This is a genomic window from Providencia manganoxydans, from assembly GCF_016618195.1.
GTDB lineage: Bacteria > Pseudomonadota > Gammaproteobacteria > Enterobacterales > Enterobacteriaceae > Providencia > Providencia manganoxydans.
In genome coordinates, this window is sequence record NZ_CP067099.1 from 171,642 (window position 1) to 198,535 (window position 26,894).

The window sequence follows — 26,894 nt, forward strand, 5'->3', positions numbered from 1 at the left end:
GACAGATATTTAAATTTAATTGAATTACATTTTTGTAATTTAATTAAATTCGATCATTTTAACTGTGTCTTTATTTTAATGGTATTAACCCTCCTCTATATTGTCAAAATTTTGCAATAAATAAACATAAGGAATTTTTATGAAAGTTAAATCACTAGCACTTGTTGTTGTTTCAGCTCTGTCTTTAAGTTCAGTGGCTGCATTTGCTGCAACCACAACAGTTAATGGCGGTACTGTACATTTTAAAGGTGAGTTGGTGAACGCAGCATGTGCTGTTGATGCTAACTCAGTAGAACAAACTGTACCTCTTGGTCAATTTCGTACTGCTAAGCTAGCACAAGCAGGCGATACTAGTTCCCCAGTTAATTTCAGCATTAAATTGAATGATTGTGATACGACTGTTGCGACTTCTGCAAAAGTGGCGTTTAAAGGCGTAGCAGCAAATGCCGCTAACCCAACTGTTCTGGCTGTTGCTGGCTCCGCTGCTGGTTCTGCGACTAATGTTGGTATCCAAATTTTAGATTCTAAAAGCGTACCTCTAGGTCTTGATGGTGCAACATTTGGAAGCGCTATCACCCTGACTGACGGTAACAACGTTTTACCATTCCAAGCTCGTTACTATGCATTAGGTGCAACAACAGCAGGTATTGCGAACGCCGATGCAACATTTGCGGTTCAGTACGAGTAATTATTGCGCGATGGATGAAAGGTTAAAAACCTAATAGGCCAAGGAAGGCTTTTTATCAACAAAACTAAAAAGGTGAAAGCTCATGAGAGGGCTGATACTTGCTCTACTACTTTTGGTTTCTCCGCTTATGGAAGCTGGAAATAAGTGGCAAGTCCAACTTCCTGGCGGAGGAATGCGCTTTCAAGGGGAACTGATTGCTGAAGCTTGCAGTGTTGAAACTTCAGATCGAAGTTTGACGGTGAATATGGGGCAGTTGCGAACCAATATGCTTAATGCACCTGGTCAAGATACCGACCCCGTGATCTTTGATATTCATCTCCGCGAGTGTAGTGCTGCTGCTAGCGAATATGTCTCAATCACTTTTTCGGGTATTGCTAACGATAAAAACCCAGCGATCTTTGCGATTGGTAATGGACCTAACACGGCAACCGGTGTGGGGCTAGCTATTTTTGACTCAAAAAATACCTTGATCCCAATAAATAGTTCACCACGAAAAATAGAGCGCGTCAGTAACGGTGATATGACTTTACATTTTGTCGCTAAGTATCGTGCGACTAGCTATCAAATTACAGGCGGAAAAGCGGATGCTCAAGCGCTGTTTTCGCTCACTTATGAATAAAAATATCAAAAAGATGTTTGCGCATATTTTTAATGTTTTTAGTAAAAGAAGGACAGAGGTAAACATGAAAACAGGAACTACTCGTAAGCTAATTACTGCGTTATTTATATTACTCTGTTCAGGTATATCGACTCAGGTATATGCAGGTGTTGCACTCGGTGCAACGCGGGTTATTTATCCCGCGGAGCAAAAACAGGTTCAACTTGCCGTGACTAATAATGACGAAAAAGGGGTTTTTCTTATCCAATCATGGGTGGAAAACGCTGACGGCCAGAAAGACAACCAGTTTGCTATCACACCTCCGCTGTTTTCTATGCAAGGTAAAAAAGAAAATACTTTACGGATTATTGATGCGACTAATAACCAATTGCCTAAAGATAGAGAAACTCTGTTTTGGTTAAATGTTAAAGCAATACCTGCGATGGATAAGTCAAAGCAAAATGAAAATACGCTGCAATTAGCCATTATCAGCCGTATCAAACTCTATTATCGCCCTACTGGTTTGGCGATTGCACCAGACAAAGTTGCTGAAGAATTACGTTTTAAACGACAAGCAAGCTCATTGATTGTGATTAACCCAACACCGTATTTTGCCACGGTAACAGAGCTGAAACTTGGCTCGGTGAAGCTAGAAAATGTGCTCGTGCCACCATTCGGTGAAGCATCAGTGAACGCCCCGGTGAATGCAAGTGGCGGTATTTCCTTCCAAACCATCAATGATTACGGTGCATTAACCCCAAAAATGACGGGGCGTACTCAGTAACGGCTGGCTTCTTATTTATAAAAAAGAGCTAACCATCATTTTGAATTAAATAACTTACTGAGCGATTTAGCAGATCGGGTCGGAGGGAACATGTTACATCTGGCATCTGAAAAAGAGCCACTAATTTTGCGGAAGAAAACATTTTTTGGCAATCAATCTGAGCGCCGTTTTCCCTTAATTCCATTGGCATTCTTTATTGGTGTCTGCTTATACCCAAATTGGGCTACGGCAGAATTATACTTTAACCCACGTTTTTTGGCTGATGATCCATCTGCTGTTGCTGATTTATCTGCTTTTGAACAAGGTCAAGAAGTTCCTGAAGGTACCTATCGCGTTGACGTCTATCTTAATGATGGTTATTTATCGACTCGAGATGTCCGTTTTACAACCAATAAAAATAGCAAAGAATTGTCGCCATGCTTAACGCTGAGTGATTTAGCCAAAATGGGTGTTAAAACGTTGGCAATTCCTGATGTTGAGAAGATCCCTAAGGACACTTGCCAACCTTTACAGACACTGATTACTGATTCGACATCAAAATTTGATGTTGGCTTACAGCGTTTATATATCACAGTACCCCAAGTGTATATGAATGATAGAGCACGAGATTTTATTGCTCCTGAATATTGGGATTCAGGTATTACCGCAGGTATTTTAAATTATAGCCTTACAGGAAGCCGCGCACGTAATCAAAATGGAAAGCATAGCAGCTATACCTATCTGAATTTACAGAGTGGATTAAACCTCGGGCCATGGCGTTTGCGTGATAATTCCACGTGGAGCCACAGTAGCGGTAGTGCTAATAGTGAAACGCGTTGGGAACATATCAATACTTATTTAGAGCGTGGTATCAATGAACTTCGCTCACGTTTAACCGTGGGTGATAGCTATACGGCGAGTGATATTTTCGATAGTTTTAATTTCCGTGGTATCCAATTAGCGTCAGACGATAATATGTTACCGGAAAGCGAAAAAGGCTTTGCACCGGTGATCCGTGGTGTTGCGCGAGGTACCGCTGACGTTTCAATTAAACAAAATGGCTATGAAATTTACCGTAATACTTTTCCGCCAGGGCCGTTTGTTATTAATGATTTATATGCGGCAGGGAACAGTGGTGATCTCCAAGTTACCATTACAGAAGCAGATGGTTCAATACAAAGCTTCACTGTGCCTTATTCCTCGGTGCCTTTACTGCAACGTGAAGGGCATACCAAATATGCGGTCACGGTAGGCGATTATCGTTCAGGGAACGGTCAGCAAGAGAAACCATCATTCATTCAAAGTACTATAATGCATGGTTTATCATATGGTTGGACGCTATATGGTGGAACGCAGCTGGCAAATCGTTATCAATCTTTCAATGCCGGTATTGGTAAAAACATTGGTGTATTTGGAGCATTATCCGTTGATATTACACAAGCTAATGCCAAACTACCCGATGATAGTACCCATCAGGGGCAATCTATTCGCTTCTTATATAACAAGTCGCTGAATGAGACGGGAACCATTATACAGTTAGCGGGTTACCGTTATTCAACAAAGGGTTACTACTCATTTGCTGACACCACTTATAAGCGAATGGATGGCTATAACCTTGCGACGCAAGATGGTGTTATACAGGTCACGCCAAAATTCACCGATTACTACAACTTAACGTATAACAAACGTGAAAAAATTCAATTAAGTTTGACTCAACAGCTAGGTGAGCAATCAACGTTATACGTTACGGGTAGCCATGAAACCTATTGGAATACCAATAAATCAGATAAGCAGTTACAGGTTGGCATCAACACGCTGATCGAAGGGATCAATTGGGGATTGAGTTATAGCTTATCGAAAAACTCTTGGCAGGATGCAAACGACCAAATGTTGGCATTGAACGTGAATATTCCATTCAGCAATTGGATGCGTTCGGATAGTCAATCTATTTGGCGCAATGCCAGCGCCAGCTATAACGCTTCTCATGATTTGAAAGGTCGAGTCACTAATACCGCAGGTATCTATGGAACGTTATTGGATGACAATAACTTAAGTTATAGCGTGCAAACAGGTTATGCAGGTGGTGGACAAGGCAATTCATCGGCAACGGGTTACACCTCACTTAACTATCGTGGCACCTATGGTAACGCTAATGTGGGATACAGTTACACCAATGATTTGCGTCAGATGTACTACGGCTTAAGTGGCGGGATCTTAGCGCATGCGAATGGGGTAACGTTAAGTCAACCTATGAACGAGACGGTAGTTTTAATCAAAGCGCCAGGCGCTGGGAATGTCAAGGTTGAGAATCAAACGGGTGTAACTACGGATTGGCGTGGTTATGCGGTCTTGCCATATGCCTCTGATTACCGCGAAAACCGTGTTGCTCTTGATACCAATACACTAGCGAATAATGTCGATCTTGAAGACCCTGTCGTCAGTGTTATCCCGACTCGAGGTGCAATAGTGCGAGCTGACTTCCATCCTAAAGTGGGTGTGAAAGTGTTAATGACATTGATGAGAAATGGTAAGCCAGTACCATTTGGTGCAGTGGTGACACTAAAAAGCAATAACGGTGGCAGCATTGTTGCTGATGATGGGCAGGTTTATTTAACAGGGTTGCCACTTTCAGGGCAATTGATTGCTCGCTGGGGGGATAGCCCAGACGCACAATGCCAAGTCAGCTACACATTACCAGAGCAAAGCCAGCAGGAAATACTCAGTAAGTACCGTGCAGAATGCCTCTAAGGAGTAAAAAGTGTTTGATAAATTAAAGATTTTTTCTGCAACGCTGCTGACATCGATGATGTTTTCTGTGATGGCTTATGCAGCGGATAGCACGATCAATATTAAAGGGAATGTCAAAGACAATACGTGTGCAGTTGCTCCGGGATCTCAGAACCAAGTGGTTGATTTGCTAAATAATGCCGTTAGGCAATTGTATGCGGTTGGTGAGGTGACGCCCGTTGTGCCATTTCAGATTGAGCTTACTCCTTGTGGTGCGTCAGTGATAGCGGTCAAAGTTGGCTTTGTGGGCATTGCAGATGCAAACAATACGTCATTATTGGCGTTAGATCCTGGCAGTTCTAACGCTTCTGGAGCAGGTATACAAATTTTAGATGGGAACCGAACGCCATTGGTACTCAATGCTAATAGTAGCAATATCATGTGGACACCATTGGTTGCAGGCCGAGGTAATACTTTGCATTTTTACGCACGATTGATGGCTTCTAAGCTGCCTATTGTTGCAGGGCACGTGCGAGCGACAGCAACTTTTACGCTTGAATTTCAGTAGATAGAGGATGCCATGATTGATAACAACTGGAAGAAGATCACGGCGCTGATAGTGGGCTTGTTATCTGTTCAGATAACTTCAACTTATGCGGCGGATGTCACGGTAACTGTAAATGGCAGTGTAGTGGCAAAGCCTTGTACAGTTGCGACGACCACAGCGAATGTTGACCTAGGTGATTTGTATACCTTCAATTTGATTTCTGCTGGCTCTGCCTCTGAATGGCATCCGGTTTCATTGAATTTAACTAATTGCCCTGTTGGTACATCTGTCGTTACTGCAACCTTTAAAGGAACGGCGGATACTACTGGCTATTATAAAAACCAAGGCACAGCAGGCAATATTCAACTGCAATTACAGAATAGTGCAGGTACAAATTTGAATAACGGTGCACAGCAAAAATTGCAGGTCAATGATTCGACATTATCGACCCGTTTCCCATTACAAGTCAGAGCGTTGACAGTCAAAGGTGGTGCAACGCAGGGAACGATACAAGCAGTCATTGATGTCACCTATACTTATCAGTGAGTCAAACTATGAATGTAAAAAAAACGATTAAATTACTTTCCGCTAATCTGCTGATTTATTTAGCCAGTATTTCGTCTGTCTATGCATTTACTTGCTATGACTCAACGGGTAATACACTAAATAGTGTTTCAGGAACGGCTACTGCAAACGTTTATGTTAACCTCCAACCTAGTGTGCAAGCAGGACAAAACTTAGTGGTGGATTTATCGCAATCCATTTTTTGCCGCAACGACAGCCCTTCAATACGTAGGGACTTGGTAAGTATGATCCGAGGCTCTGCTTATGGCGGGGTACTATCGAGTTTTAATGGTTCACTACGATATTATGGCTCAAGCTATCCATTTCCATTGTCATCGCCGACTCATCAACAAAATTTCCCTTCGGGGAATTATACAGCATGGAATACGCAACTGTATTTAACACCTATTTCAGCGGCTGGTGGTGTGGTTATTAATAAAGGAACTCATTTTGCAACATTGGTGATGTATCAAGTCGGCTCCGATATTATTGGTGGTGGTAATGTGCATACTGCGACCTTTACATGGAATTTATATGCCAACAACAATGTGATTGTGCCGATTGGTGGTTGTGATGTTTCTTCGCGTAATGTGATCGTGAATTTGCCTGAGTACCCTGCGACAGCACCAGTGCCACTCTCTATTTATTGTGCAAAAAATCAAAATATTTCGTATTACCTGACAGGTTCGACTGATACTAGCTCTTCTATATTTGCAAATACCCTATCTGGTACCAATGCGGCAAAAGGGGTCGGGATCCAACTAGTGCGTAATGGCAATGCTATTCCAACGAATCAAAATGTGTTATTGGGGCGAGTGGGAACCTCTGCGGTGAATTTGGGCTTGAGCGCCCGATATGCACGCACCACAGGACAAGTGACAGCAGGAAAAGTACAATCAGTGATTGGTGTGACTTTTATCTATGATTAAAAGAGAGTCAAATGCAGCGATTTGAGTTAACTGCATTTGATTAGTGATGACCATTATTTTGATTTACGAGGGATAACGAGTACAGGCTGAAGCATATCTTCTAATAAGCTTCGAGTAACCGAAGTATTTAATAAACGCCCAAGTGAAGAGAGATGACGATGGGAAATAATCAGTAGTTCACAGTTGAATAGCGCCATTTGTTCAGGGATCACTTCCATAGGAGTGCCCGCAGCCATTAGGCCTTGAGCGGAATAACCCATCTCATGTAATGATTGAACGACTCGATTAATTTGTGCTTCTGCGAGTTGTTCTTCGTGCTGAGCGGCAGGGTATTCATTAAGTTCATCACTATCTGAACGTAGTCCGGTTCTGCTCAAAGCAAAGGTATTGTCAACTACGGTTAAGACAATCACATTGGCGATACAGCCCTGTAAATGCCGCATATAGTTTAAGGCATTACGACTATTCTCAAAGTTATCAACAGCTAATAATGCTTTATTAATCATTGTATTACCTCATTTATACTCACAGTAATTCGAGGTGCAGTTAGGCGACGAGTGCGAGTGAGTGTAGTCAACAACGCTGCAACTTGAAGTATGACGAGTAGATGAATTAAACAGAACCTTTAAAGTTTGATTCGCCTTTCTTCCAATAACCTTTAGCAAACAACAGCGGTTTGGGGATCCCCACTTCATTGATAAAATGGTTTTTTAAGTACGCCGCGACTTGTTGTTCACACGCTAACCACACTTGCCCTTGCTCATCAGGGAGTCGGTAGTGGCTGATAGCTTGCACGAGTGGGCTATTCATGACGCTGTCAAAATGCCGGATACGAATTTGCCAATTGTTTTCTTTTAATAAAGGATAATCGATTGGTTGGATCTCTTGCCTGCCACTGACCTCGGCAAACCATAACACGGGTAACGATCGCGGTAGCGTATCAAGGATACTGCGCATGGCGGGCAGAGCTGTTTCATCGCCAAGCAGTAGCAACCAACGTGTTTCGGGTTGTAGTTGAAAGCCCCCAGAACAAGGGCCTGCGAATCCTAATTTATCGCCCAGTATTGCATGAGTCGCCCAGCTGGCGGCAGGGCCTTCACCATGTAATACCATATCAATGTCAATTGTACGTGAGAATTCATTAAGACCGCTGAGTGTGTAAACTCTTCCTGCTAAACTGTCTCGCCATGGAAAGAAAACTTTGATCCAACTGGCTGGTTCATGGGCCCGAGGGTCATCAATAAATTTATCGATATCATCACCGCATAATGTGATCCGCCGCATTTTTGGGGTAATTTGTTGTATATCACACACTCTTGCCTCTCGCTTGCGGCGAGTATCGCGCTCCAACATATCATCAACCATTTTATTCAATGTGTTATGCATAAATTCCCCCTACTTGCAGTAGTGAAGCGATAAACACCGTGGATGGCTGAACAATATTGGGGTCAATCGCTTGGCAATCAGTTAAAACGAGCAGTGTTAGTGGGATGAACACCATTTTAATCGAGCCTCCCTTTTAGGGTATTGATACTGACATCAGCGGACATACCAACACGTAAGGCATTCATCATTTCAGGGTGATCCTTATTGGCATCAAAAATGATTTTGACAGGTATACGCTGAACAATTTTAGTGAAATTACCGGTGGCATTTTCTGGTGCGACCGCTGAAAAGCTCACCGCAGATGCAGGCGCAATACTATCGACATAACCTTTTAACTTTTGATCAGGAAAGGTATCGATTTTGATTTCAACAGGCTGCCCATGGGTAATTTTTTCTAATTGGGTTTCTTGGTAATTGGCGATAATGTACAGTTGGTCTTGTGGAACAATTGCCATTAAAGCATCACCCGGCTTAACGAATTCGCCAACGCGTAAGCTTTTTTTACCAACAATGCCGCTAATCGGGGCGGTGATCTGTGTATAAGATAAATTCAGCTCAGCCATCGATTTTTGCGCTTGTGCAAAAGTTAATTCAGCGTCGCTGTCAGCTTGTTTGGCCTGTAGAACCTGTAGCATGTTTTTTGCTGCTTTTAATGATGCTTCGGCCTGCGCTAACTCCGCTGTTGTTGTGTGTACCCGAGTGGTTGCTTGCTGCGCTGCTTGCTGTGAACCTGCGCCACTCGCCGCTATTTTTTGATAACGAACTTGTTCCTGACGAGCAAACTTCAACTCAGCTTGAGCTGCTTGTAGCTGCGCTTGCGCGGCAGCGATCAGTGAATACTGACGCGTAAGGTTGGCTTTGGCATCATCTTGTTTGGCACGTGCAGATTGCTCTTGTGCTGTTGCTTGTGATAGCGCCACGCTAAATTCGCGCGGGTCAATAACGGCAAGCAGTTCACCTTGTTTAACCCATTGATTATCGTGAACTCGTACTTCAGTGATCACGCCAGCGATTTGTGGAGAGATCCGTGAAATATCAGCACGAATATAGGCATCATTGGTCGTTTGTGTCGTTTGTTTGACATAGAATTTATTGATCAATATCCCCAACATCACAATGATAATTGCCAGTATGGCAAGTGATATTTTTTTGTTAGCCATAAATTTGACTCGACTCATATTCAATTCCTGATAAAGAGTAACTATGCAGCGGCGACTGACCGCGGCGGGTAAATACGTGTTGGCATAAATAGGATCAGGCCAATAAATAGCAGCGACAGCCCTGAAACCAACATATAAAGATCAGCGCTTGCCAAAACATGCCCTTGCTTGGCGGCGAGTTGGGTTAATTCGCTGGCGCTGGCAAATGAATTTTCTCGATAGGCTGATCCAAAACCATCGGCGATAACTGCTGAATGGAAATCGCCACGTTGTCGACTGAGCAAAGAGATGACTCCCCCAGCCGCGGTGGCAGCAAAGCCTTTGACTGCGTTAAACCATGCAGCAGCAAAAGGGCCATCAGTAGGCAGCAAGCCTCCCGTTGCTAGCATCAGCAAAGGGATCATCGCCATGGGTTGAGCGACGGCTTGTAAAAGCGAAATAAGACGGAAGTTGTCGCCGTTCCATTCGGGGGTGACCTGTGCAGCGAGCAGACAGGCAGCCGCCATTAACATCAAGCTGATAGCTAATACCCAGCGACAGTCAACTCGCGGGGTGTTGCACAGAATGGCAACAATCGGCAAAGTGATTAACTGTGGCAGTGAGACCCACAACATCATGTCGGAGGTTTGCTCCTGCCGATATCCTTGAATAACCGATAAATAACTGGATGTGATATTGACCAGAGAAACCATAATCAATAACACACCACCGAGGGTGATTAGTGAAAATGATAGATTACGTTTACCTAACAGCTGTAAGTTGAAAAACGGTAATGGATGGTACCATTCGTTAATTAAAAATAAGGCGAGTAGGCCAAGTCCACCAATTAATAGAACATAGATCAGCGAGGAGTTGAGCCAATCGAGACGCTCTCCTTGAGAAATACCAATGGTCAGCATAGCAAGCGCACTACCGCCCAATAACAAGCCTCGCCAGTTAAAATTCTTCAAACGTTCTAATCGCAAAGGATCTTGTGGTAAACCATAGCCAATACAAATCGTTGCAATGGCCATCAACGGTAAATTCCAATAAAAGTATCCGCTCCACCCCCAATGAAATGCAAAAGCGGCGGCTGTCGCACCAAAGGTTGCGCTCCACGCAGATACCCAACCATAAGCACCGAGTCCCAACACTTTGATTAATGGTGGCATAAAACGCAGCACAACAGTCATTAGCATGGGCGGTAATGCGCCTCCAGCAAACCCTTGTAAGCTGCGTACGCTAAGTAATACGCTATAGTGATCACCTAGCCAAGGTGTGATCACACCACAGATTAAATAGATAGAGCACATGGTTAAGGCTACCCTGCGCAACGAAAACGTTGGCCAAAAACAAGGGGTGAACCCTGAACCAATTACAAAACCGGTGACATAACAGGTGATTAACCAACTGCCTGAGTCCAAGTTCAATGAAATAGCACCTTGAATATCTGCTAACGCAAATTTACTGGCGTTTTCACCGACGCCGCTCGCCATAACGGCTAAAAAAATACCGAATAGCCCCATCCATGTACGGCCGTTGATTTCACTAGCACTGGCGAGCCATTTATTTCTGTGGTGCAGTGCAATAGACACATCAACCATTCCACACTCCTGCAATTTCAATCATTTCACTTTAATTTCAGGGGGTAGTATCTAAAGTTTCATTGATTGTTTAAAATGAAATGATGTAATTAAGTTATTGCATAAAACGCAATCGGCTAAATGGGCTAAAACGAGGGGAAGATGCCACAGAAAATTGATTTTAATCTGATTTATGCGCTGAACTTGCTTCTGGAAGAAGGCAGTGTGAATGCAGCAGCAGAGAAAATGAATTTAAGTGCTCCTGCGATGAGCCGTATTTTAGGCCGGATACGCGAACAATTTAATGATCCGATTATGGTAAGAGCGGGCCGTAATTTAGTACCGACTCCACGGGCATTGGAGCTAAAACAGCAACTAGGTCATATCATTGCCCAAGCGGAAGCCTTGGTTGAGCCGAATGGCGCTTTCGATCCTCATACGTTAGAAAGGACCTTTGTGATCCGTGCAAATGATATTTTTATTGGTGCGCTGGGGGGCGGGCTATTAGAGATGTTACGTGAAATGGCACCTCTGAGTAGCTTAAAATTTATTGCGGAAAGTGATATTGATGATGATGCATTGCGCAGTGGTAAGGTAGATTTGGTGATCGGTTCTTCACGCAATTGGCATCCTGAAATCAAAGCGCAAAGTTTATTTACCAGCACGTTTCAAGCGTTAGTACGTGAAGGACACCCTATTATTGGCCAAGTGACACCTGAAACATTGACTGATTACCCTCATATTAGCGTATCACGTCGCGGACTAACCCAAGGGCCTATCGACGATGCCTTACGTGATCTTGGGTTGGTACGTAAGGTGGCTTTAACACTACCGGGATTTCACTCAGCCATGATGTTAACGATGAAATCGGATTATATCTTGCCATTACCGCGCCATGTTTTGCAGGGGGTAAGTAATATTAATTTGCCATTGGTGGAGATAGACTTGCCTCTTGAATTGGAGTCAGTATTTATTGTTCAGGCGTGGCATCCACGGTTAGACAGGGATCCTGCGCATCAATGGTTGCGGCATACCATTAAACAATACTTTTTAAATAGAGAGTAATTTTCTGTAGAGGTAGTAAAGGTGGTGAGTGGGAGGTATTTATGAAGAAGAGGGAAGGGAAATTGGTTACCAGCAGTACTGGTGAGTATTTGAAATAAAACAGCTAACTAAGAGAAGTTATAGTTAGCTGTTAATTGAAGATTACTTGGCGATCAATTCACCAATTTTTACTGCTGCCCAACCCGCAGGCGTGGTTGCCCCACCCACGATATTGGTCATTTCGGAAATCCCTTCTGGAACTGAGATATTCGAATTCACCGCAGCTTGTGTATATTCTTTGGAAATATCAGTGCCTACATAGTAAATGGACGTTAGCACTAATGTGCCACAGATAAACATTCTAAACATATTACGTTTACAGAATGGTGTTACCATCGCTAATAAGAACATCAATGAAGCGAGGTCAACGAAAGGTAATACTTTGTTGCCCGGTAGTACGAAAGCTAACACAATCGCCATTGGGATCAGTAATAACCCAGTTGCCAACACGGAAGGCTCACCAATTAACAGTGCAGTGTCCATCCCAATATAGAAATCACGGTTAGGGAATTTCTTTTTCAGCTTGGCTTCAACCGCATCGCGAACAATTAGCAGACCTTGGACTAAAATTTCGATCATTTTAGGCAGTAATAACATTGCCGCAGACACGGTCACAGCGAGTGCAACAGATTCACTGATCGAATAGCCAGCCATCAGCGCTAATACCAAACCTAAAATAAAGCCTAATGTTAATGGTTCACCAAATACCCCGAATTTTTTATTAATCGTTTCGGGTTCGAGGTTAATTTTATTTAAACCTGGGATTTTCTCGATAATATAGTTTGTCACGATGCCAAATGGCACATACATAATACAAGTCAGATGCGGGAAAGAAATGCCTTGTAAATTATAATTACGCTGTAGATAAGGTGCTGTAATATCTGCCGCAACCAAGGTAGCAATGAAGATCACATAAGTAATACCAATCGACAGCCAGTAGCTTTCAGTCCCTGCATACACGACAGAGCCAACTAATAAGAATATCCAGTAGTTAAAGATATCAATATTAATGGTTTTTGTGAGCTTAAATAATACCATCACTAAGTTGATCGCGATAAAGCCTAGCACAACTGGTACCATAATCGGTGAGCCCCAGCCAATGGTGGAGGCAGTAGGCCAACCAGTATCAACCACCGTAAGGTTTAAACCCATTTTTTCAACCATCGATTGCGAGGCGGGTCCTAAATTCGATAGTAATAAGTTGATAACTAAGCCAACACCAACAAAACCGATGCCAACTAACATACCTGCTTTAAAGGCGGTGCCAACTCTGACGCCAAAGCATAATGCAATAATAAAAAATATTATTGGCATCATGACCGAAGCACCCAGCCCGATGATATTGTTGATTATATCCATGCCTTCCTCTCTATACTCGTCATATTTCGCGCCGTGGCGTTGTTGGCTGCTTTCACGGACCCTAGTCACATACTTGTGTATGCTCCTAGGGATCCGCTCAATTGCCGCCTAGCCACAACACGAACTATTTAGAGTCTTTATATACTCGTCATATTTCGCACCGTGGCGTTGTTGGCTGCTTTCACGGACCCTAGTCACATACTTGTGTATGCTCCTAGGGATCCGCTCAATTACCACCTAGCCACAACGTGAATTATTTAGAGCATATTTCTCCATTGTATTTCGAGTAAAAACCTAACAACCAAATATGAATTTGTTGAGTTATAATTACTCAAACTACATAGGATTTGTTTTTGTAGGGTATAGGGTGCCCCTGACAGGTTTCACCCTATCGTTTATTTTTTATATTTTTTTGCCGATGTTCTTTTCGTTAAATTAATTATTTTTGTTGTTTTAAAAATATCTCAGCAAATAGTTTTGGCGTATTGCTGAATGCATCTAAAGTACTACCAGCCATGTGCGGTGTGATTGTCACATTATCTAATAAATAAAATTCGCTCTCCTCTTTTAATGGTTCATCATCAAAGGTATCGATAGCGGCACCCATAATGCGTTTTTCTTTTAATGCTTGCAGCAAGTCATGCTCATTAATTAAACCTGAACGTGCAGTATTAATGATCACAGCGGTGGATTTCATTAATTTAAAATGTTTTTCATTAATTAAATTTTGTGTTTCAGGGGATAAACGTGCGTGCAGGGAAATAATATCGGCGACTTTGAGTAGATCTTCGAGCGAATCGACTTTGGTGTAGCCATCAACATGGTCAACGTATTTATCGTAAAATAGTACGTTGGCATCAAAACCTTTGAGGAATTTTGCTACCAATTGGGCAATATGACCAAAACCGACTAGGCCAATGGTTTTTCCACCAATTTCAGGGATCACATCAGCATTCACGAAATCTTTTCGCCAATATTTATCCTTTAATGCGTCATGTGCGCGGGCAATATTGCGTGTTTCTGCCAACATCATACCAACCGTAAATTCCGCTACGCTGCGTGCATTACGCCCTGGTGTATTCATCACTTTAATGCCTTTGCTTTCAGCATATTCTTTATTGATGTTTTCGATGCCGCCACGCAATACACCGATGTATTTTAGCTTCGGTAATTTGTCGATCACCGCTTTATTCACCGGAGCGAATTGCGTGATCACTAACTCAACATCTTGTAAATCCGTATATAAATCTGCTGGTAACGTCACCGCTTCGGCACCGTGTTGTTCAACTTGCAAGTTGTCTTCTTGCAGTTTTTCAATAGAAGGGTGTGCCCACTGACGAACGATAACGTCATAGCCTTGTTGGCGTAGCTTTTCTAGCCCAGCCTCCATGGTTGGTTTATCAATAAATAGATCTGCAATTGCCAGACATTTCATGTTGTTCTCCAAAATTTTTTGTTGCCCTATGGGCTTAGCGCATTAACATCCCACCAGTCACATCAATCGTTGCTCCCGTCATATAACTGGCTTTTTCTGAAACTAAAAATACGCCGATATCGGCAATTTCAGTCGGTGAAGCGACACGCCCGACTGGAATTCGATTGAGATAATATTGTGGGTCTTTTTCTAGGTTGCCGCGGATCATTTCAGTATCCATAATGCCAACCGCAATGTTATTAACATTAATACCTTGCTTGGCAACCTCACGCGCTAGTGAGATTGAAAAGGCCACTAAACCTGCCTTACTCGCAGCATAGTGTGAGTGGCCAGTTGTTGAACCATGAAACGCAGCTTGTGAGGTAATGTTTAGCACTGAACCAGTTATTTGTTTACTTGAGCATTGATTAATAAATAATTGGCTTAAATGGAAAACAGATTTTAGGTTGATATTCATCACGTTATCCCATTCTTGCAGGGTGATATCTGCGACCATACCTGTTGGCCAAATACCTGCATTATTAATCAGGATATCGAACTGATTGAAATGAGTAAGCCCCTGTTCAAACAGCGCATCAATCTCTTGGCTGTTCCCTAAATTGGTTTGGATAGCGACGACATGAGCCCCATCTAAACCATTAAGCTCCTCAACTAACGCCAATGCCGCTTCTGGGTGGCTGCGATAGGTAAAACAGACGTTAACGCCCTCTTTTACCAGCGATCGCACCAATTCACGTCCGAGGCCTGTGGCACCGCCTGTTACCAGCGCATTTTTACGTTGCAAATTGAGTTCCATGGTCAACTAACTCCTTAATTAAGCATCAATAGTTTGCTGGTGGTTATGTGATTTCCACGTTGGCTGCATATCATCTAACATGCGTTTGTACATGGCGTATTTCTTGGCATAGACAGCTTGTTTATCCGTTTGTGGGTGGATCACTTCAGAGACTTTGACCATTGCATCACAGGCTGCAAATACATCTGGGAAGTAGCCTTCCATCACTGCTGCCGTCATGGCTGCACCAAGGGTGCCGTGCTCTTTCACATCCACAATTTCCAATTGGCTTTGGAAGATATCGGCAAAAATTTGTAGCCAAACAGGTGAGTGGGTAATACCACCTGCGATACGGATGACATTGCTCAGCTGTGGGTTAATACGACGTAACCGCTCGACGTGATAAAGGTGGCTAAATGCAACACCTTCATAGATGGCTCGTAGAAAATGGGCGCGCTGGTGGAAACTGGTGACTCCAACAAAACCAGCGGTGGCATCTGGAATGGTGTTAGAGCCAAATACAAATGGGAAAAACATCAGCTGGCTTTCATCTGGCGTCGTGGAAGCCACTAGTTGATTGCACAGGTCATATACCGAACTACCTTTTGCTTCTTCAAGCTGTTTATCTGCCGCCATAAATTGCGTGATAAACCATTCTAAGTTGCTGGCAGAGGTTGGGCTGGCTTCAGTAATTTGCCAACGGTTTTCCATCGGGTAAATCGAGGTCATAAATAAATCTTTATCAACCACGGGTTTGTCGGTGACATATTCGTTGATGCTCCATGTCCCCGCTACAATCGCTAATTTATTGGTTTGGTTGATACCTGAAGCTAATGAAGAAGCGGAAATATCAAAGATGCCACCTGAAACCGGTGTGCCTGCTTTAAGGCCAGTTAGCGCAGCAATTTCTTCTGTGATCCGGCCGCAACAATCAGTGGATAACTTGATCGGCGGTAATTTGTCTTTCCACGATAGTCCGCCCCAAAAAGCGAGTAACTCATCGTCATAGCAGCGATCACGCACGTTAATCAAGTTAGTACCTGAAATATCGGTCAGCTCTTGTGTGGCTTCGCCGGTCAGGTAAAAACGGATCAGGTCTTTCACCATAAAGATGTAACGTGCTTTTTCCAGTGATTCAGGTTCGTTATCTTGCAGCCAAGCGAGTAGGGCAACAGGTTGACCAGCCCAAATCGATTGCATGGTTTTAGGCAGAATTTCGCTTTCAAATTTAGGTGATTGATACCAATTTTCAACATATTTTTTGGCACGGTTATCTGTTGAGATAATGCCATTACGAGTGGGCTTTCCTTTTTCATCAACCAGATAGAGACCATTACCATGACCAGTTACTGAGATACCAATAATCTCAGCGGCATCAATGGTTGATTTTTTGAGGACCTCTTTGATTACCAGTACATTAGACTGCCAGAGTTCCTCAATATCCCTTTCAGTAAAAAAGGGTTTTGGGGTGATCATGCGAGTGGTGTTGGACGCAATAGACAGCACTTGGCCTTCGAGGTCATAGATAGCAGCTTTGGTCACAGTGCCGCCATTGTCGATACCTAGTATATATTTTTTCATGGTATTCCTCTAACCCTTCATATTTCGCACCACAGTGTTATTAGCTGAGTCTATGCTCCTCGGGAGAGCCTCATTTGTGCCTAGCTGTAGTACGAACTATTTTAGGTTTATCATTATTTTAATTATTTGAGTTGTAATGGTGTTGGCGTAGGGTTTACAACTCAAATTTTAACTACCACAATGTATGTTCACTTGTGGTAATTCCGTTAAAGCCGGTATAAAAAATCTTATCAACTAAGTATTTTCGCTTAACGAAGCCACCCGCAATAAATTGCGTATTAGCTTGGTTAAAGCTGCGTTTTAATAAATCAAAACAGGTACAAGCATATTCAGCGGGTAATAATTCAATCGCATCGACATCCACAGAATAATTTTTGACCATATTACTGGCTTGTTCTAGTGAACGTGAATCAACGAGTAACACGCGAAATATGGTTTCTAATCCTTCTTTTTTGGCGTAACGTAGAGCAGTAAAATTTGATGAAATAACACCATCCACCTTATAAAAATTTTTTAATACGGTGACACCAGCTTGGTCAGGTTTAAATCCACCTAATAATTCCAAATGGACTAACACCTTTTTACCCACTTTGTGGCATTTACCAATCATCGACTGTAAATTACCGATATCGGCATCCGGCAATAAAATATATTCAGAGCGGCTAGCTAGCGCACGCTCGAAATATTTATAGTTACGGACTGATGGGATGATGGTGTTATTTAAGTTCATGCTATCAATTTCCAATTAGTTTTTATTTTGATACAGCGCAAATGCCTCTTCAGGTGATGCGCCTAGATGGATAATGGCGTTAAGGCCAACTACCATCGCGACAGGGTTCGGGTCTTGTGTGATGTTACGGCCAACAGCAACGCCTTTGGCTCCCATCTTCATACAGTGTTCAACAAATTTGAAGTAACTCAGTGTATCGGTTTTTGGCCCGCCGAGTGCTAATACAGGTACCATTGATGCTTCAACAATCAAATAGTCATCAGGTGTGCCAGAGAAACGGGTTTTGATAATATCCGCACCCAATTCAACTGCAATACGTGCAGAATCAGCAATCACTTTGGCTTCATTGGATTCAGGGCTAGTCACTGCATAACCATATGGCAGTGATTCAACGATAAATGGCATATTCCATTTTTCAGCCTCTTTGACCAGTCTTGCAGTCATGGCATGGGTTTTCTCTTCATTAAATGCGCCAGGGAAAGTCATGCACACCATACCGTCAGCATCCATTCTTAGTGCTTCTTCGGCGCCGAATACTTGCTGAGTATCAGGCACGCTGTTGTCATAAACATTTACCGTGGAATCAACGCGTAATACGATGGAAACATCATTAAAGGCGTCTGCATAGTTTCTTGCCATACCATAAGTAATTAAGGCACAATCTAAACCGTTAGCGGCCAGTTCAGGCATTTTTTTGATGGTATTATCAATGCCTGCGGTTTTGGTGGAGAAAAAATAACCGTCGAGTGCCAGTGTGACGGATTTACCATCTTTTGCAAAAATTTTGGATAAACGGCGTTGTTTAGACATAGTATTTCCTTTTAAAAAAATAAAAAAAGCCCTCAGAGACCGTTTTGATCTCTGAGGGCTTTCAGTTCACTGACCCTATGGTTTATCGTTTTCTATTAAGAAAATGATAAACCTAATTTGTATTTGTCTACTTTTACTTATAGGTCATTTTCTGATTGTTTGATTTTAATCGAAAAATTAATCTATAAGTGAGTTTATTAAAGTTAGCTGGTTTAGAAATTAACTAATTTTAATAAACTGGGTATGCTTATTATCTCTATCATACCCAAGTTTGGGTTGTCTAATGAATGTTGCAAAATTGTGATAAGGGTCGCGTTAAATGTTTACTATAAGAAATAAGTAGGGAATTAATATTCCCTACTTATGAAGTGATTTTAAATTATGGATCTCCGCTCCAACTAAAGTCAAACTCCTTATGAGTCGTGGTACCTAAGAAGTCTAGTGTAGTATCAACTTTTCCTTTACCTTTATGGCTAGTCCAACAATCATTTTTAATTTCATAAGCTTTATATTTTTTAAGTTCACTCCATGCATATTGATATTTATTATTAGCGTCAGGTTGCTCTATTTTAGGGTAATGAATATCATTTGAGCGAGAAGAAGAGCCACTATATTTACTACTATATATAGTACTTTCAACAGAAATATCCTGTAATAGTGATTTACCTTTATGATTGTAGCTGATTTCTATCACAGGGAAAATAATAGCATAACGCTGATTCTCAAAGTGATTACTCTTACATCTACTTTCTTCTGGAAAACCTACGACACCTTGATTAAAATATCCAGTGACTGTTGTTGTTTTTATTGTTCCTATATCCGCGGGTGCAGTTCCCAGAATAGGTACAATTGAAACTTCCTTTCTAGGTATATTAAAATCAGTATCACTTTCTGCAATGAATTCAATGTTAAGTTTTTTATTTATATATTCTTTATTTGGTGAGAACTCTGTTACTATATTACCTGTGAATTTATCATAGGTTTGTGAGTATTTTGTAGAACCATCTACTTTAAAGTTAATAATAACTTTTTTAGCTTTGTCGAATTCAGAATTACTTTTGCTACTCCATGAAACTTTAACTTTATCATCAGTATAAACAGGTGCCCATTTATCAGCATGAGTTACGTTATCACCGTTGTTGCCGTAATCGATACTATTAATTGTAACATTAGGTTTGGTATAAATTTTTGCGGTATATGAGTGACTACTTTCCTCAAAATAATCATTCGAGTTAACCTTCATAGTTAAACTTGCTTGACCCGCTTGCAAACGTTCAATAGAACCATTTGGTTTTAATTTAATTGCACTTTCATTACCTGAAGTCCAAACAATATCGGCATAATTAGGAATTTTTTGTGTTGTCTTTTGTAAATTAAATGTATGAATATTATCTGTCATTTTCTCAATGCTATTTGAGAAGGCAACAGTAAAACGGCTTTTCCCTAGTTGATAGAAAATTTGTTGTTTAGCGGCTTTAAATTGCTCCGTTTCTTCTGATTCAACTGTAATTGTTGCAGTTTTTGAGTTTGGTTTCTTCTGAGTAATCACACCATTATTTTTATCTATAGTTGCAATATTGGTATTATCAATTGAAAAGGTTATGGCTGGTTTAGCGCTATTAGTATCTGGGTTGTTAAAGACGGCTCGGGCTACTGTGCCTCTGCTATCACCCCATGTTTCATTAATTACCCTATTAGGTATTTGTAACTGAGGATCGGCTTTATCAATATTTAATTCATAGCTTGCTTGCGCTGAATTATAGACTCCGTTACCTTGAATGCGTGCCGTAATTTTGACATTACCCGCTTTCAGTAATTTAACGGCACCGTCACTATTAACCGTTGCGATACTCGTATTACTACTTTCCCATGTCGCTATCGCGCCAGTTGGCAAACCTTTTAATATTTGGCCTCTATCTACGGTTGATGAATAAACTAAGCTTCTTTGTGTATTATCAAAACGCAGTACTGGATTAGCAGCCCCTGATTTTACCATTAAGGTTTTGCTTAATGGTTTGCCATTCACTTTTGCCGTGAGTGTATAAATACCTTGTTTATTTGAAGTTGCGGTTGTTTGGTAACTACCATCGTTATTATCAATGAGTGGTGAACCAATCATAAAATTCGGGCTATTGCTCTCAATAGTGACTTTGCCCCCTATGATAGGGTTATTAAAATCATCAACAGCCTTTACGGTGAGTGTCATTATTTCTGTACTATCAGCGCCGATCTCTTTTTTATCGCTGGTTAAGATGGAGTTTGTTGCATTCATATCACCTTGTATTACAGTCACTTTATTGGCTGTTAGTGAATTTCCTTTTGTGAGTGTGGCGGTCATCACCAATTCACCAATCGTATTACTGGTGACCGTAACCTCTGCAACACCCGATGCATTCGTCGTGGTGGCGAAATCATATTTTTCGACTTTACCATCGATATGCCAAGAAACGGTGACATAAGGCAAAATATTGTCAAATTGATCAACTACTGTGGCGGAATAGGTCACGCCAGTCTTATCTCCCGCTTTTAGTATAGTGTTATTTGGCTCAACTTTACTGATTTTCCAGCTGTTCGGATCCCCTTTGACGGTAATATTTTCCTTCTCTACCAGCGCATTGCCTAAAACGTTAACAGAGATTTCAGCGGTAGTGAGTTTGTTCGATGTTACCTTCATTTCATAAATGCCAGTAGATTTTGCTGCTGCCGGCGTGATCAAAATGTTGGGGTGAGTACTATTTACGTGAATATCACTAGCTAAGTTATTCAGTAAGTTGCCATATTTATCTTTAAGCGTCACCGTTAATAGGGTTTCTTCACCTGCATTAATGGTCGATTTTGCTAATCTTACGGTTGATTTTGTTGTATCAATTTCCGCTTGAGTAAAGCTCACTACAGGAGCATCTTTGCGATAACCTGCATTAGAACCTAGTTTAATAACGACGTTGGCATCACCTACATTTGAACGAACCACGCTGATATGGCTCTTGCCATTTGCGTCAGTCAGTGTTTGGTTATTTGATAGATGAGTACCATCATTAGCACTCCAAAAAATCACTTCACCCGCTTTTAATGGGTTGCCATACTTATCTTCTAATTCAAGTGAGTAAGTGACGTCTTTTCCAGCCACAGCGGATGTAGAGCTCACCTTGATTTGCCCTTTCACTTGCGCTGTTTTGCTGTCAGGCTGGATAGTTAACGTAGGTTCTTCATTGATTTTACGACCATCAATTTGAATGCTTAATTGAGTCGTTTTGGCGGCAGTTGCACTCAACTTCGCTTCATATGTGCCAAGTTTGGTTTCTTTAAATGCAGATTTAATGGTAATCAATCCAGCGGGAACAGAAGGTTGGATCTTTCTTGCTAGATTAGTTAATGGATTACCTTGCTCATCTTTTGCTTCTACCGTTAATAGGGTTTCTCCTGAACCTGCATTGATCATGCTCGCTGAGAGAGTGGCGGTTGATTTTTTAGCTGAAACTGTCCCAGCAGTAAACTCTAGACTACTAATCGTTTGTTTTGAACCGCCTATTTGAGCTGTTACTATTGCTTTGCCTGCTTCAGTACTGGTTAATATGATCTCTGCTTCACCGTTACGATCGGCTTTGCTGGTTGGTGAAGAAAGTTTACCTAGCGTTGTATTCCAGCCAATGATGGCATCTTGTACGGGATTCGTGGCAGTATCTTTTATTTTCACAACAACTTTGATTTTCGCGCTACCGTTTGCAGCCGCAGTATTACTGCCATCGATATTGATGGACTCAATCATTGCAGTTGATATATCTGCGATAGCACCTATTTTTTCTTGTTTAGTAATGCCATTAATCGTCGCAGAGATAGGGTGAATACCGGCCTTATTGCTGGTAACTTCCGCTTGATAAACTCCACTAGAGCCTATTTCACCTTTATCTTTAATGGAGACTTCGCTATTCGACCGTGACCATTTGATAGTTTGACCCGTTACAGGGTTGCCCCACATATCTTTCAATGTGAGTCGTGCCATCGATATATTTAAGCCATTCGCTAAAATGCTATCCTGAGACATTTGCAGTGAACTGTTGGTGTCATTGGCGGCTCCAGCAGTAAAGGTCACCTCTTCTTTGGATGATGCCTTATTCAGTAAACTAGCGGTAACTCCCGTTTTTCCCGCTTTAGTGCCATATAAGGTAACTGACGTTTCTCCCTGAGCATTGGTTTGGGTAGTATCATTGTCAAATTGATTAAAATCGGTCGACCAGATAACAGGGATGCCTTCTAATAGATGGCCTTTTGCATCTTTCACGATAGCTTTGAGTTTAATACCGCTCGTAACACCTAAATTACTGGCTGGTATTTTTGCTGACACCGGTTGTAGCTTGATGGTGGCTGTTTTGATATCTGCAATTGATGTAATTGTGCTTGTAATCGCTGTTTTGTGATTAATATTCGCTGTAATAGTTATTTTGTCAGCAATATTATTTGTAGTGAGGTCACTTTTAACATAGCCATCTTTATCGGATGTTACTGTTTGAGGAAACATTTTAGCTTTATTATTGGCGCTGAAATTGACATCAATACCGTTAACTGGGTTACCGTTCTGGTCAGTGACTCGGGTTTTTATGGCAACTTTTTCTGTACCATTAGCGATTATTGTTGTCGGTAAAGTATCAAATGGTGCAAGTTGAGCCGTTGTTTTATCGGCAATAAACGTCACAGGGTTCGCAGGTGTTTTTTTGCCTGTCACACTCGCTGAAACAATAATGTCTGCGGCTTTAAAGCTTTTGACTGCCGTGGTTGCAATCCCTTGTTTATCCGTCTTTGTGACGGTATTAGTCATTCGAACATCTCGTTCATTGTGATCTGAAGACCAGTTTATAATGGCATTTTCAATAGGGTTTCCGTGTGTGTCTTTTACATAGGCTTCAAAGGTAATTGCTGCATTACCATCAGCGACAGCATGATTGTTTTTAGCTTGAAGTTTGGTGATTTTCGGGCTAGTCATATCGGCTAAGAATGCGGTGACCTGATCAACCGTATTACCGTTAACGTTAGCGGAAACAGTGATTATTTCTGCTTTTGTATTCGTTAATTTAACCGTGGCGGTACCATTCTTTTCTGTTTGAGCGATAGTCGATTTATCTGTTTTGCTTCCAACAAATTGACCACTTCCTGTTGTGGTGAACAGAACATTAACCTTAGGAACAATATTGCCATGTGCATCACTCACCGTTGCGGTGATAGTTTTTTGTGATTTTCCATCCGCAATCACATTAGGCGGGGTGATTTTCAGATTCGCCGTATCAATTTTTGCTGTTGATTTATCAACAGAGAACGTGACGGTTAGCGATTGATCTGTTGCATTAGCTGTTTTTGCCGTAAGTTTAATGTCGCCAGCAAACGTACTGGTAACAAGTAAGACTGTTTTCCCTTGGTTATCGGTTTTGGTTTGTGAGTCGAATGTCACTCCACTGGCTGGATCAGCAAGCCACGTGACTGCTGTATTAGGTAATGGGTTATGATTACTATCTGTTAATATTGCCATGACCTCAATAGGTTGCTTACCATTTGCAACCGCGAGTGTTGGTGAGGTGACTTTTAACTTGATCCGCGCAGATGTTGTATCGCTGGTAAAAAGGGTTTTTTGGGTATATGTCTTGCCATTCACAGTGACAGTAATATCTGCTAAGCCTGCTATTTTGCTAGTTAGTGTCGTCTGAGCAATCCCGTTATTATTGGTGATAAGCGCATTATCAACGGGTTTACCATTCGCAAATTGGCCATTATTGGTTTTTAGCTGAACGGAGACATTAGGGACTGCATTATTATGCGCATCGGTCACTTTAATGGTGATTTTTTTCGTTGTTGTTCCATCTGCTACTGATTTGTCAGGGGCTATTGTGACTCCCTCTTTGATAGCGACTTTAGCGGTTGTGCTATCTGCGGTGAAGTTCATTGCCACGGTTTTAGGCGCTGCATTACCATAATGAATACTTAAAACGGCTTCGCCTGCGGTGGTGCTAGTTATAGGAACTGAAATTTCACCTTGCTCATTGGTTTCTTGTTGGCTAGGAACTTTTGCTTTATTGGTCGCCGTAAATTTAACAGGATGACCAATAAGTAAGTGATTTTGAGCATCTTTAAGGACGAGTATCACATGATTTTCATCCTTACCATTGGCAACTGAATTATTTTTACTCACAGTAATTTGTGTCAAATGCGGCGTTTGGCTATCCGCCGTTAAAGTGACATCAATAGGGGTTAACAGTGTATTACGTACCACTGGGGTTAAGGTGACTTGCTCAGGATTTTTGCCCGCAGTAACCATGACACTATATTTCCCTGATTCGATACGCGTAACTTCAGATAGAGTGACCGGTGAGGAAGTCGATTTTCTCATAAGTTCACGGATACGTTTTGGCCTAATCGATGTGATTTTTAAGCTAATTTCATTGGTTGCAACATCAACTAATTGGTTGTTTTTATCTTTAATTATAAAGGTGATTTTTTGCTGGGCTTTACCGTTTGCCGCTAAGCTAAATTTAGTGGGAGATACTTGCGTATTTGCTGGGTAGATAGCCGCTTGATTAACGGTAACTTGAAGCGTGGTATTGGCTGAGCGATTGCCTTTTTTATCAATGGCGACGGCATTAATGATATAACTATTAACCGCTTTTTTATTATATTGATAGTCAGGTAAACGGACACGGTATTCACCTTTTTTATTATCAATCAGCTGGCCATTAGCGCCGATCAGTTGTGGCGCTGACCACTCAATATGATCTAAACCATATTTACTGTTCACCGTGAAAGTTAACGGCTTTTCTTCTCCTGCGTAACCTGTGATTGGGCTGTTAATCGACAGGCTGATAACCTCTTTTTTACGGTATTCAAGTACAATATTATTGTTACGATCAACAAAATCGTAGCGGCTACCTTGTAATGTTCTTAATGCTGAGACATTATCAGGATTGATTTGTTGCTGCCATGCAGTACCCAATTGGTAATTCACCTGTAAACCAATACGTGAATCATGTTCACCTGATGTACCTTGGCGCTGTTCTGCATTAATGGTGAATAATGGAAAGGGGGTATAACTGAGACCCGCGGTAACCGCTTGTGGATTAGTCCCTCGCTTATCAGATCCAAACAATCCTACTTCATCACCATAATATTGTTCATAGCTTAGTTTTGCACCAACATGCGGATAGCTTGGTAACCACGCTTCACTGCGAATATCCCAACCATTTGCGGTACGTTCTTGATAATCCTCTAAGTCTTTTGAGTCTTGCCAATTGGATAAACGATGGTAGCTGTTAGCTGCTAATTTGAGGTAATCGCGGCGATATTCAACGCCGAATCCGATACGTGAATGATTACGTGATAAATCATAATCAAGGAAACTGTTTGCACCTAACATGTAATCAGGTTGGAACCAACGTATTCCTAATCCAAGATTGGTCTGAGTTCGTTCATCGGTACGGTGTAGGCTACCTTGAGTAAACAGTAATTTCTCTTTTTTATCATAGAGTGGCACTAATAAATCAGCTTGGCTATTTTGTAGAGCAAAGTGTTCATCAATATCTAACTGAATGCGTGAGTTACCTATATGATTAACCCATTGTTGTAAATAGTTATTGGCAGCAGCACTTGCCATACCACGAGCAAGGGCTACCGCCGTGTCTTTATTTGGATTGTTAGATAGGAATTGGCCAGCTTGTGAAGCAAGATTAGCAATATGTTGTTCTTGGTTGTTTTGGGATGTTTCGGGTTCGGTTTTAGCGTGCCATTCAATAGTAGGAAGAGCCGCCATTGGAACATCTAATTCATCGCCTGCTTGTAATTTGTCAAAACCATGGGCAAAGGTACGGAATTGATTTAATTCGCGTAACGCATCAACACTCATATTATATTTTTTGGCGACGTAAAGTATGTTTTCGCCTTCTGATAACGTATAAGTTTGAGTTTGTCTGTCAATTAATGCATTTTCTTTTTTTAAAAATCGAATATTATCTTGGCTACTGGAAATAATAGGTGTAAATACAGAAACGATAGGAAAGCTTACTTGAATTGCAATATTTAACCAAGCAACTAATTTAAGTCGTTTGGGAAGTATCGTATGTGTGTCAGTGTTCATTGCACAACTCCGGATAAAACAAAATTGGTTTGAATAAAAGATACAATGAGTCTATCGCTTGCCTAC

At 41.6% G+C, this 26,894-nt stretch carries 20 protein-coding genes; 8 read left to right on the top strand and 12 right to left on the bottom strand.

What is annotated here, in order from left to right:
- Window positions 1-139 precede the first annotated feature (139 nt).
- The 7 genes from fimA (at window position 140) to JI723_RS00815 (ending at window position 6,816) form a co-directional block, all read left to right on the top strand.
- Window positions 140-688 (top strand): type 1 fimbrial major subunit FimA, encoded by a 549-nt coding sequence (gene fimA, locus JI723_RS00785; RefSeq protein WP_070925888.1) that lies wholly within the window; start codon window positions 140-142, stop codon window positions 686-688.
- A gap of 82 nt (window positions 689-770) precedes the next feature.
- Complete coding sequence (locus tag JI723_RS00790) at window positions 771-1,307, top strand: fimbrial protein (RefSeq protein WP_070925890.1); 537 nt, start codon at window positions 771-773, stop codon at window positions 1,305-1,307.
- 64 nt (window positions 1,308-1,371) lie between these two features.
- Window positions 1,372-2,070, top strand: coding sequence for a fimbria/pilus periplasmic chaperone (locus JI723_RS00795; RefSeq protein ID WP_070925982.1), 699 nt, complete (start codon window positions 1,372-1,374; stop codon window positions 2,068-2,070).
- A gap of 90 nt (window positions 2,071-2,160) precedes the next feature.
- Window positions 2,161-4,797, top strand: coding sequence for a fimbrial biogenesis usher protein (locus tag JI723_RS00800; RefSeq protein ID WP_272580601.1), 2,637 nt, complete (start codon window positions 2,161-2,163; stop codon window positions 4,795-4,797).
- Between the two features lie 55 nt (window positions 4,798-4,852).
- Complete coding sequence (fimF, locus tag JI723_RS00805; protein ID WP_139158640.1) at window positions 4,853-5,344, top strand: type 1 fimbrial adaptor subunit FimF; 492 nt, start codon at window positions 4,853-4,855, stop codon at window positions 5,342-5,344.
- Between the two features lie 12 nt (window positions 5,345-5,356).
- A complete protein-coding gene (gene fimG / locus JI723_RS00810) occupies window positions 5,357-5,869 on the top strand; it encodes a type 1 fimbrial minor subunit FimG (protein ID WP_070925897.1) in 513 nt (170 codons plus the stop codon).
- Window positions 5,870-5,877: 8 nt separating this feature from the next.
- Window positions 5,878-6,816 carry a fimbrial protein gene (locus tag JI723_RS00815; protein ID WP_272580600.1) on the top strand — a complete coding sequence of 313 codons (939 nt, stop codon included), beginning with the start codon at window positions 5,878-5,880 and terminating at the stop codon, window positions 6,814-6,816.
- Between the two features lie 53 nt (window positions 6,817-6,869).
- Here the strand turns inward: JI723_RS00815 and JI723_RS00820 are convergent, their stop codons facing one another.
- The 5 genes from JI723_RS00820 to JI723_RS00840 all read right to left on the bottom strand — a co-directional run bounded on the left by JI723_RS00820 (window position 6,870) and on the right by JI723_RS00840 (window position 10,945).
- Window positions 6,870-7,322, bottom strand: coding sequence for a universal stress protein (locus JI723_RS00820; RefSeq protein WP_272580599.1), 453 nt, complete (start codon window positions 7,320-7,322; stop codon window positions 6,870-6,872).
- 106 nt (window positions 7,323-7,428) lie between these two features.
- Window positions 7,429-8,202, bottom strand: coding sequence for a siderophore-interacting protein (locus JI723_RS00825; RefSeq protein ID WP_140187015.1), 774 nt, complete (start codon window positions 8,200-8,202; stop codon window positions 7,429-7,431).
- Window positions 8,195-8,317: a hypothetical protein gene (locus JI723_RS00830; protein WP_261785757.1), complete on the bottom strand. Its 123-nt coding sequence runs from the start codon at window positions 8,315-8,317 to the stop codon at window positions 8,195-8,197. Before JI723_RS00830 ends, JI723_RS00825 begins: the two co-directional genes overlap by 8 nt.
- A 1-nt stretch (window position 8,318) precedes the next feature.
- Window positions 8,319-9,380 (bottom strand): HlyD family secretion protein, encoded by a 1,062-nt coding sequence (locus JI723_RS00835; protein WP_233445725.1) that lies wholly within the window; start codon window positions 9,378-9,380, stop codon window positions 8,319-8,321.
- Between the two features lie 23 nt (window positions 9,381-9,403).
- A complete protein-coding gene (locus JI723_RS00840) occupies window positions 9,404-10,945 on the bottom strand; it encodes an MFS transporter (protein WP_272580598.1) in 1,542 nt (513 codons plus the stop codon).
- A 141-nt stretch (window positions 10,946-11,086) separates the two neighbouring features.
- Between JI723_RS00840 and JI723_RS00845 the strand changes: the two genes are divergently transcribed.
- Complete coding sequence (locus JI723_RS00845) at window positions 11,087-11,989, top strand: LysR family transcriptional regulator (protein WP_272580597.1); 903 nt, start codon at window positions 11,087-11,089, stop codon at window positions 11,987-11,989.
- A 141-nt stretch (window positions 11,990-12,130) separates the two neighbouring features.
- Here the strand turns inward: JI723_RS00845 and JI723_RS00850 are convergent, their stop codons facing one another.
- The 7 genes from JI723_RS00850 to JI723_RS00880 form a co-directional block, all read right to left on the bottom strand.
- Window positions 12,131-13,387 (bottom strand): PTS galactitol transporter subunit IIC, encoded by a 1,257-nt coding sequence (locus JI723_RS00850; RefSeq protein WP_272580596.1) that lies wholly within the window; start codon window positions 13,385-13,387, stop codon window positions 12,131-12,133.
- Window positions 13,388-13,826: 439 nt separating this feature from the next.
- On the bottom strand, window positions 13,827-14,822 hold the full coding sequence (locus JI723_RS00855; protein WP_272580595.1) for a 2-hydroxyacid dehydrogenase: 996 nt from the start codon (window positions 14,820-14,822) through the stop codon (window positions 13,827-13,829).
- A gap of 34 nt (window positions 14,823-14,856) precedes the next feature.
- A complete protein-coding gene (locus JI723_RS00860) occupies window positions 14,857-15,618 on the bottom strand; it encodes an SDR family NAD(P)-dependent oxidoreductase (RefSeq protein ID WP_070925909.1) in 762 nt (253 codons plus the stop codon).
- Between the two features lie 18 nt (window positions 15,619-15,636).
- On the bottom strand, window positions 15,637-17,178 hold the full coding sequence (locus tag JI723_RS00865; protein WP_319068651.1) for an FGGY-family carbohydrate kinase: 1,542 nt from the start codon (window positions 17,176-17,178) through the stop codon (window positions 15,637-15,639).
- 172 nt (window positions 17,179-17,350) lie between these two features.
- Window positions 17,351-17,908, bottom strand: coding sequence for a glycerol-3-phosphate responsive antiterminator (locus JI723_RS00870; protein WP_272580593.1), 558 nt, complete (start codon window positions 17,906-17,908; stop codon window positions 17,351-17,353).
- Window positions 17,909-17,923: 15 nt separating this feature from the next.
- Window positions 17,924-18,718, bottom strand: a complete 795-nt coding sequence (locus tag JI723_RS00875; RefSeq protein ID WP_272580592.1) for a class I fructose-bisphosphate aldolase — start codon at window positions 18,716-18,718, stop codon at window positions 17,924-17,926.
- A gap of 379 nt (window positions 18,719-19,097) precedes the next feature.
- Window positions 19,098-26,828 carry an Ig-like domain-containing protein gene (locus tag JI723_RS00880; RefSeq protein ID WP_337979711.1) on the bottom strand — a complete coding sequence of 2,577 codons (7,731 nt, stop codon included), beginning with the start codon at window positions 26,826-26,828 and terminating at the stop codon, window positions 19,098-19,100.
- Window positions 26,829-26,894 lie beyond the last annotated feature (66 nt).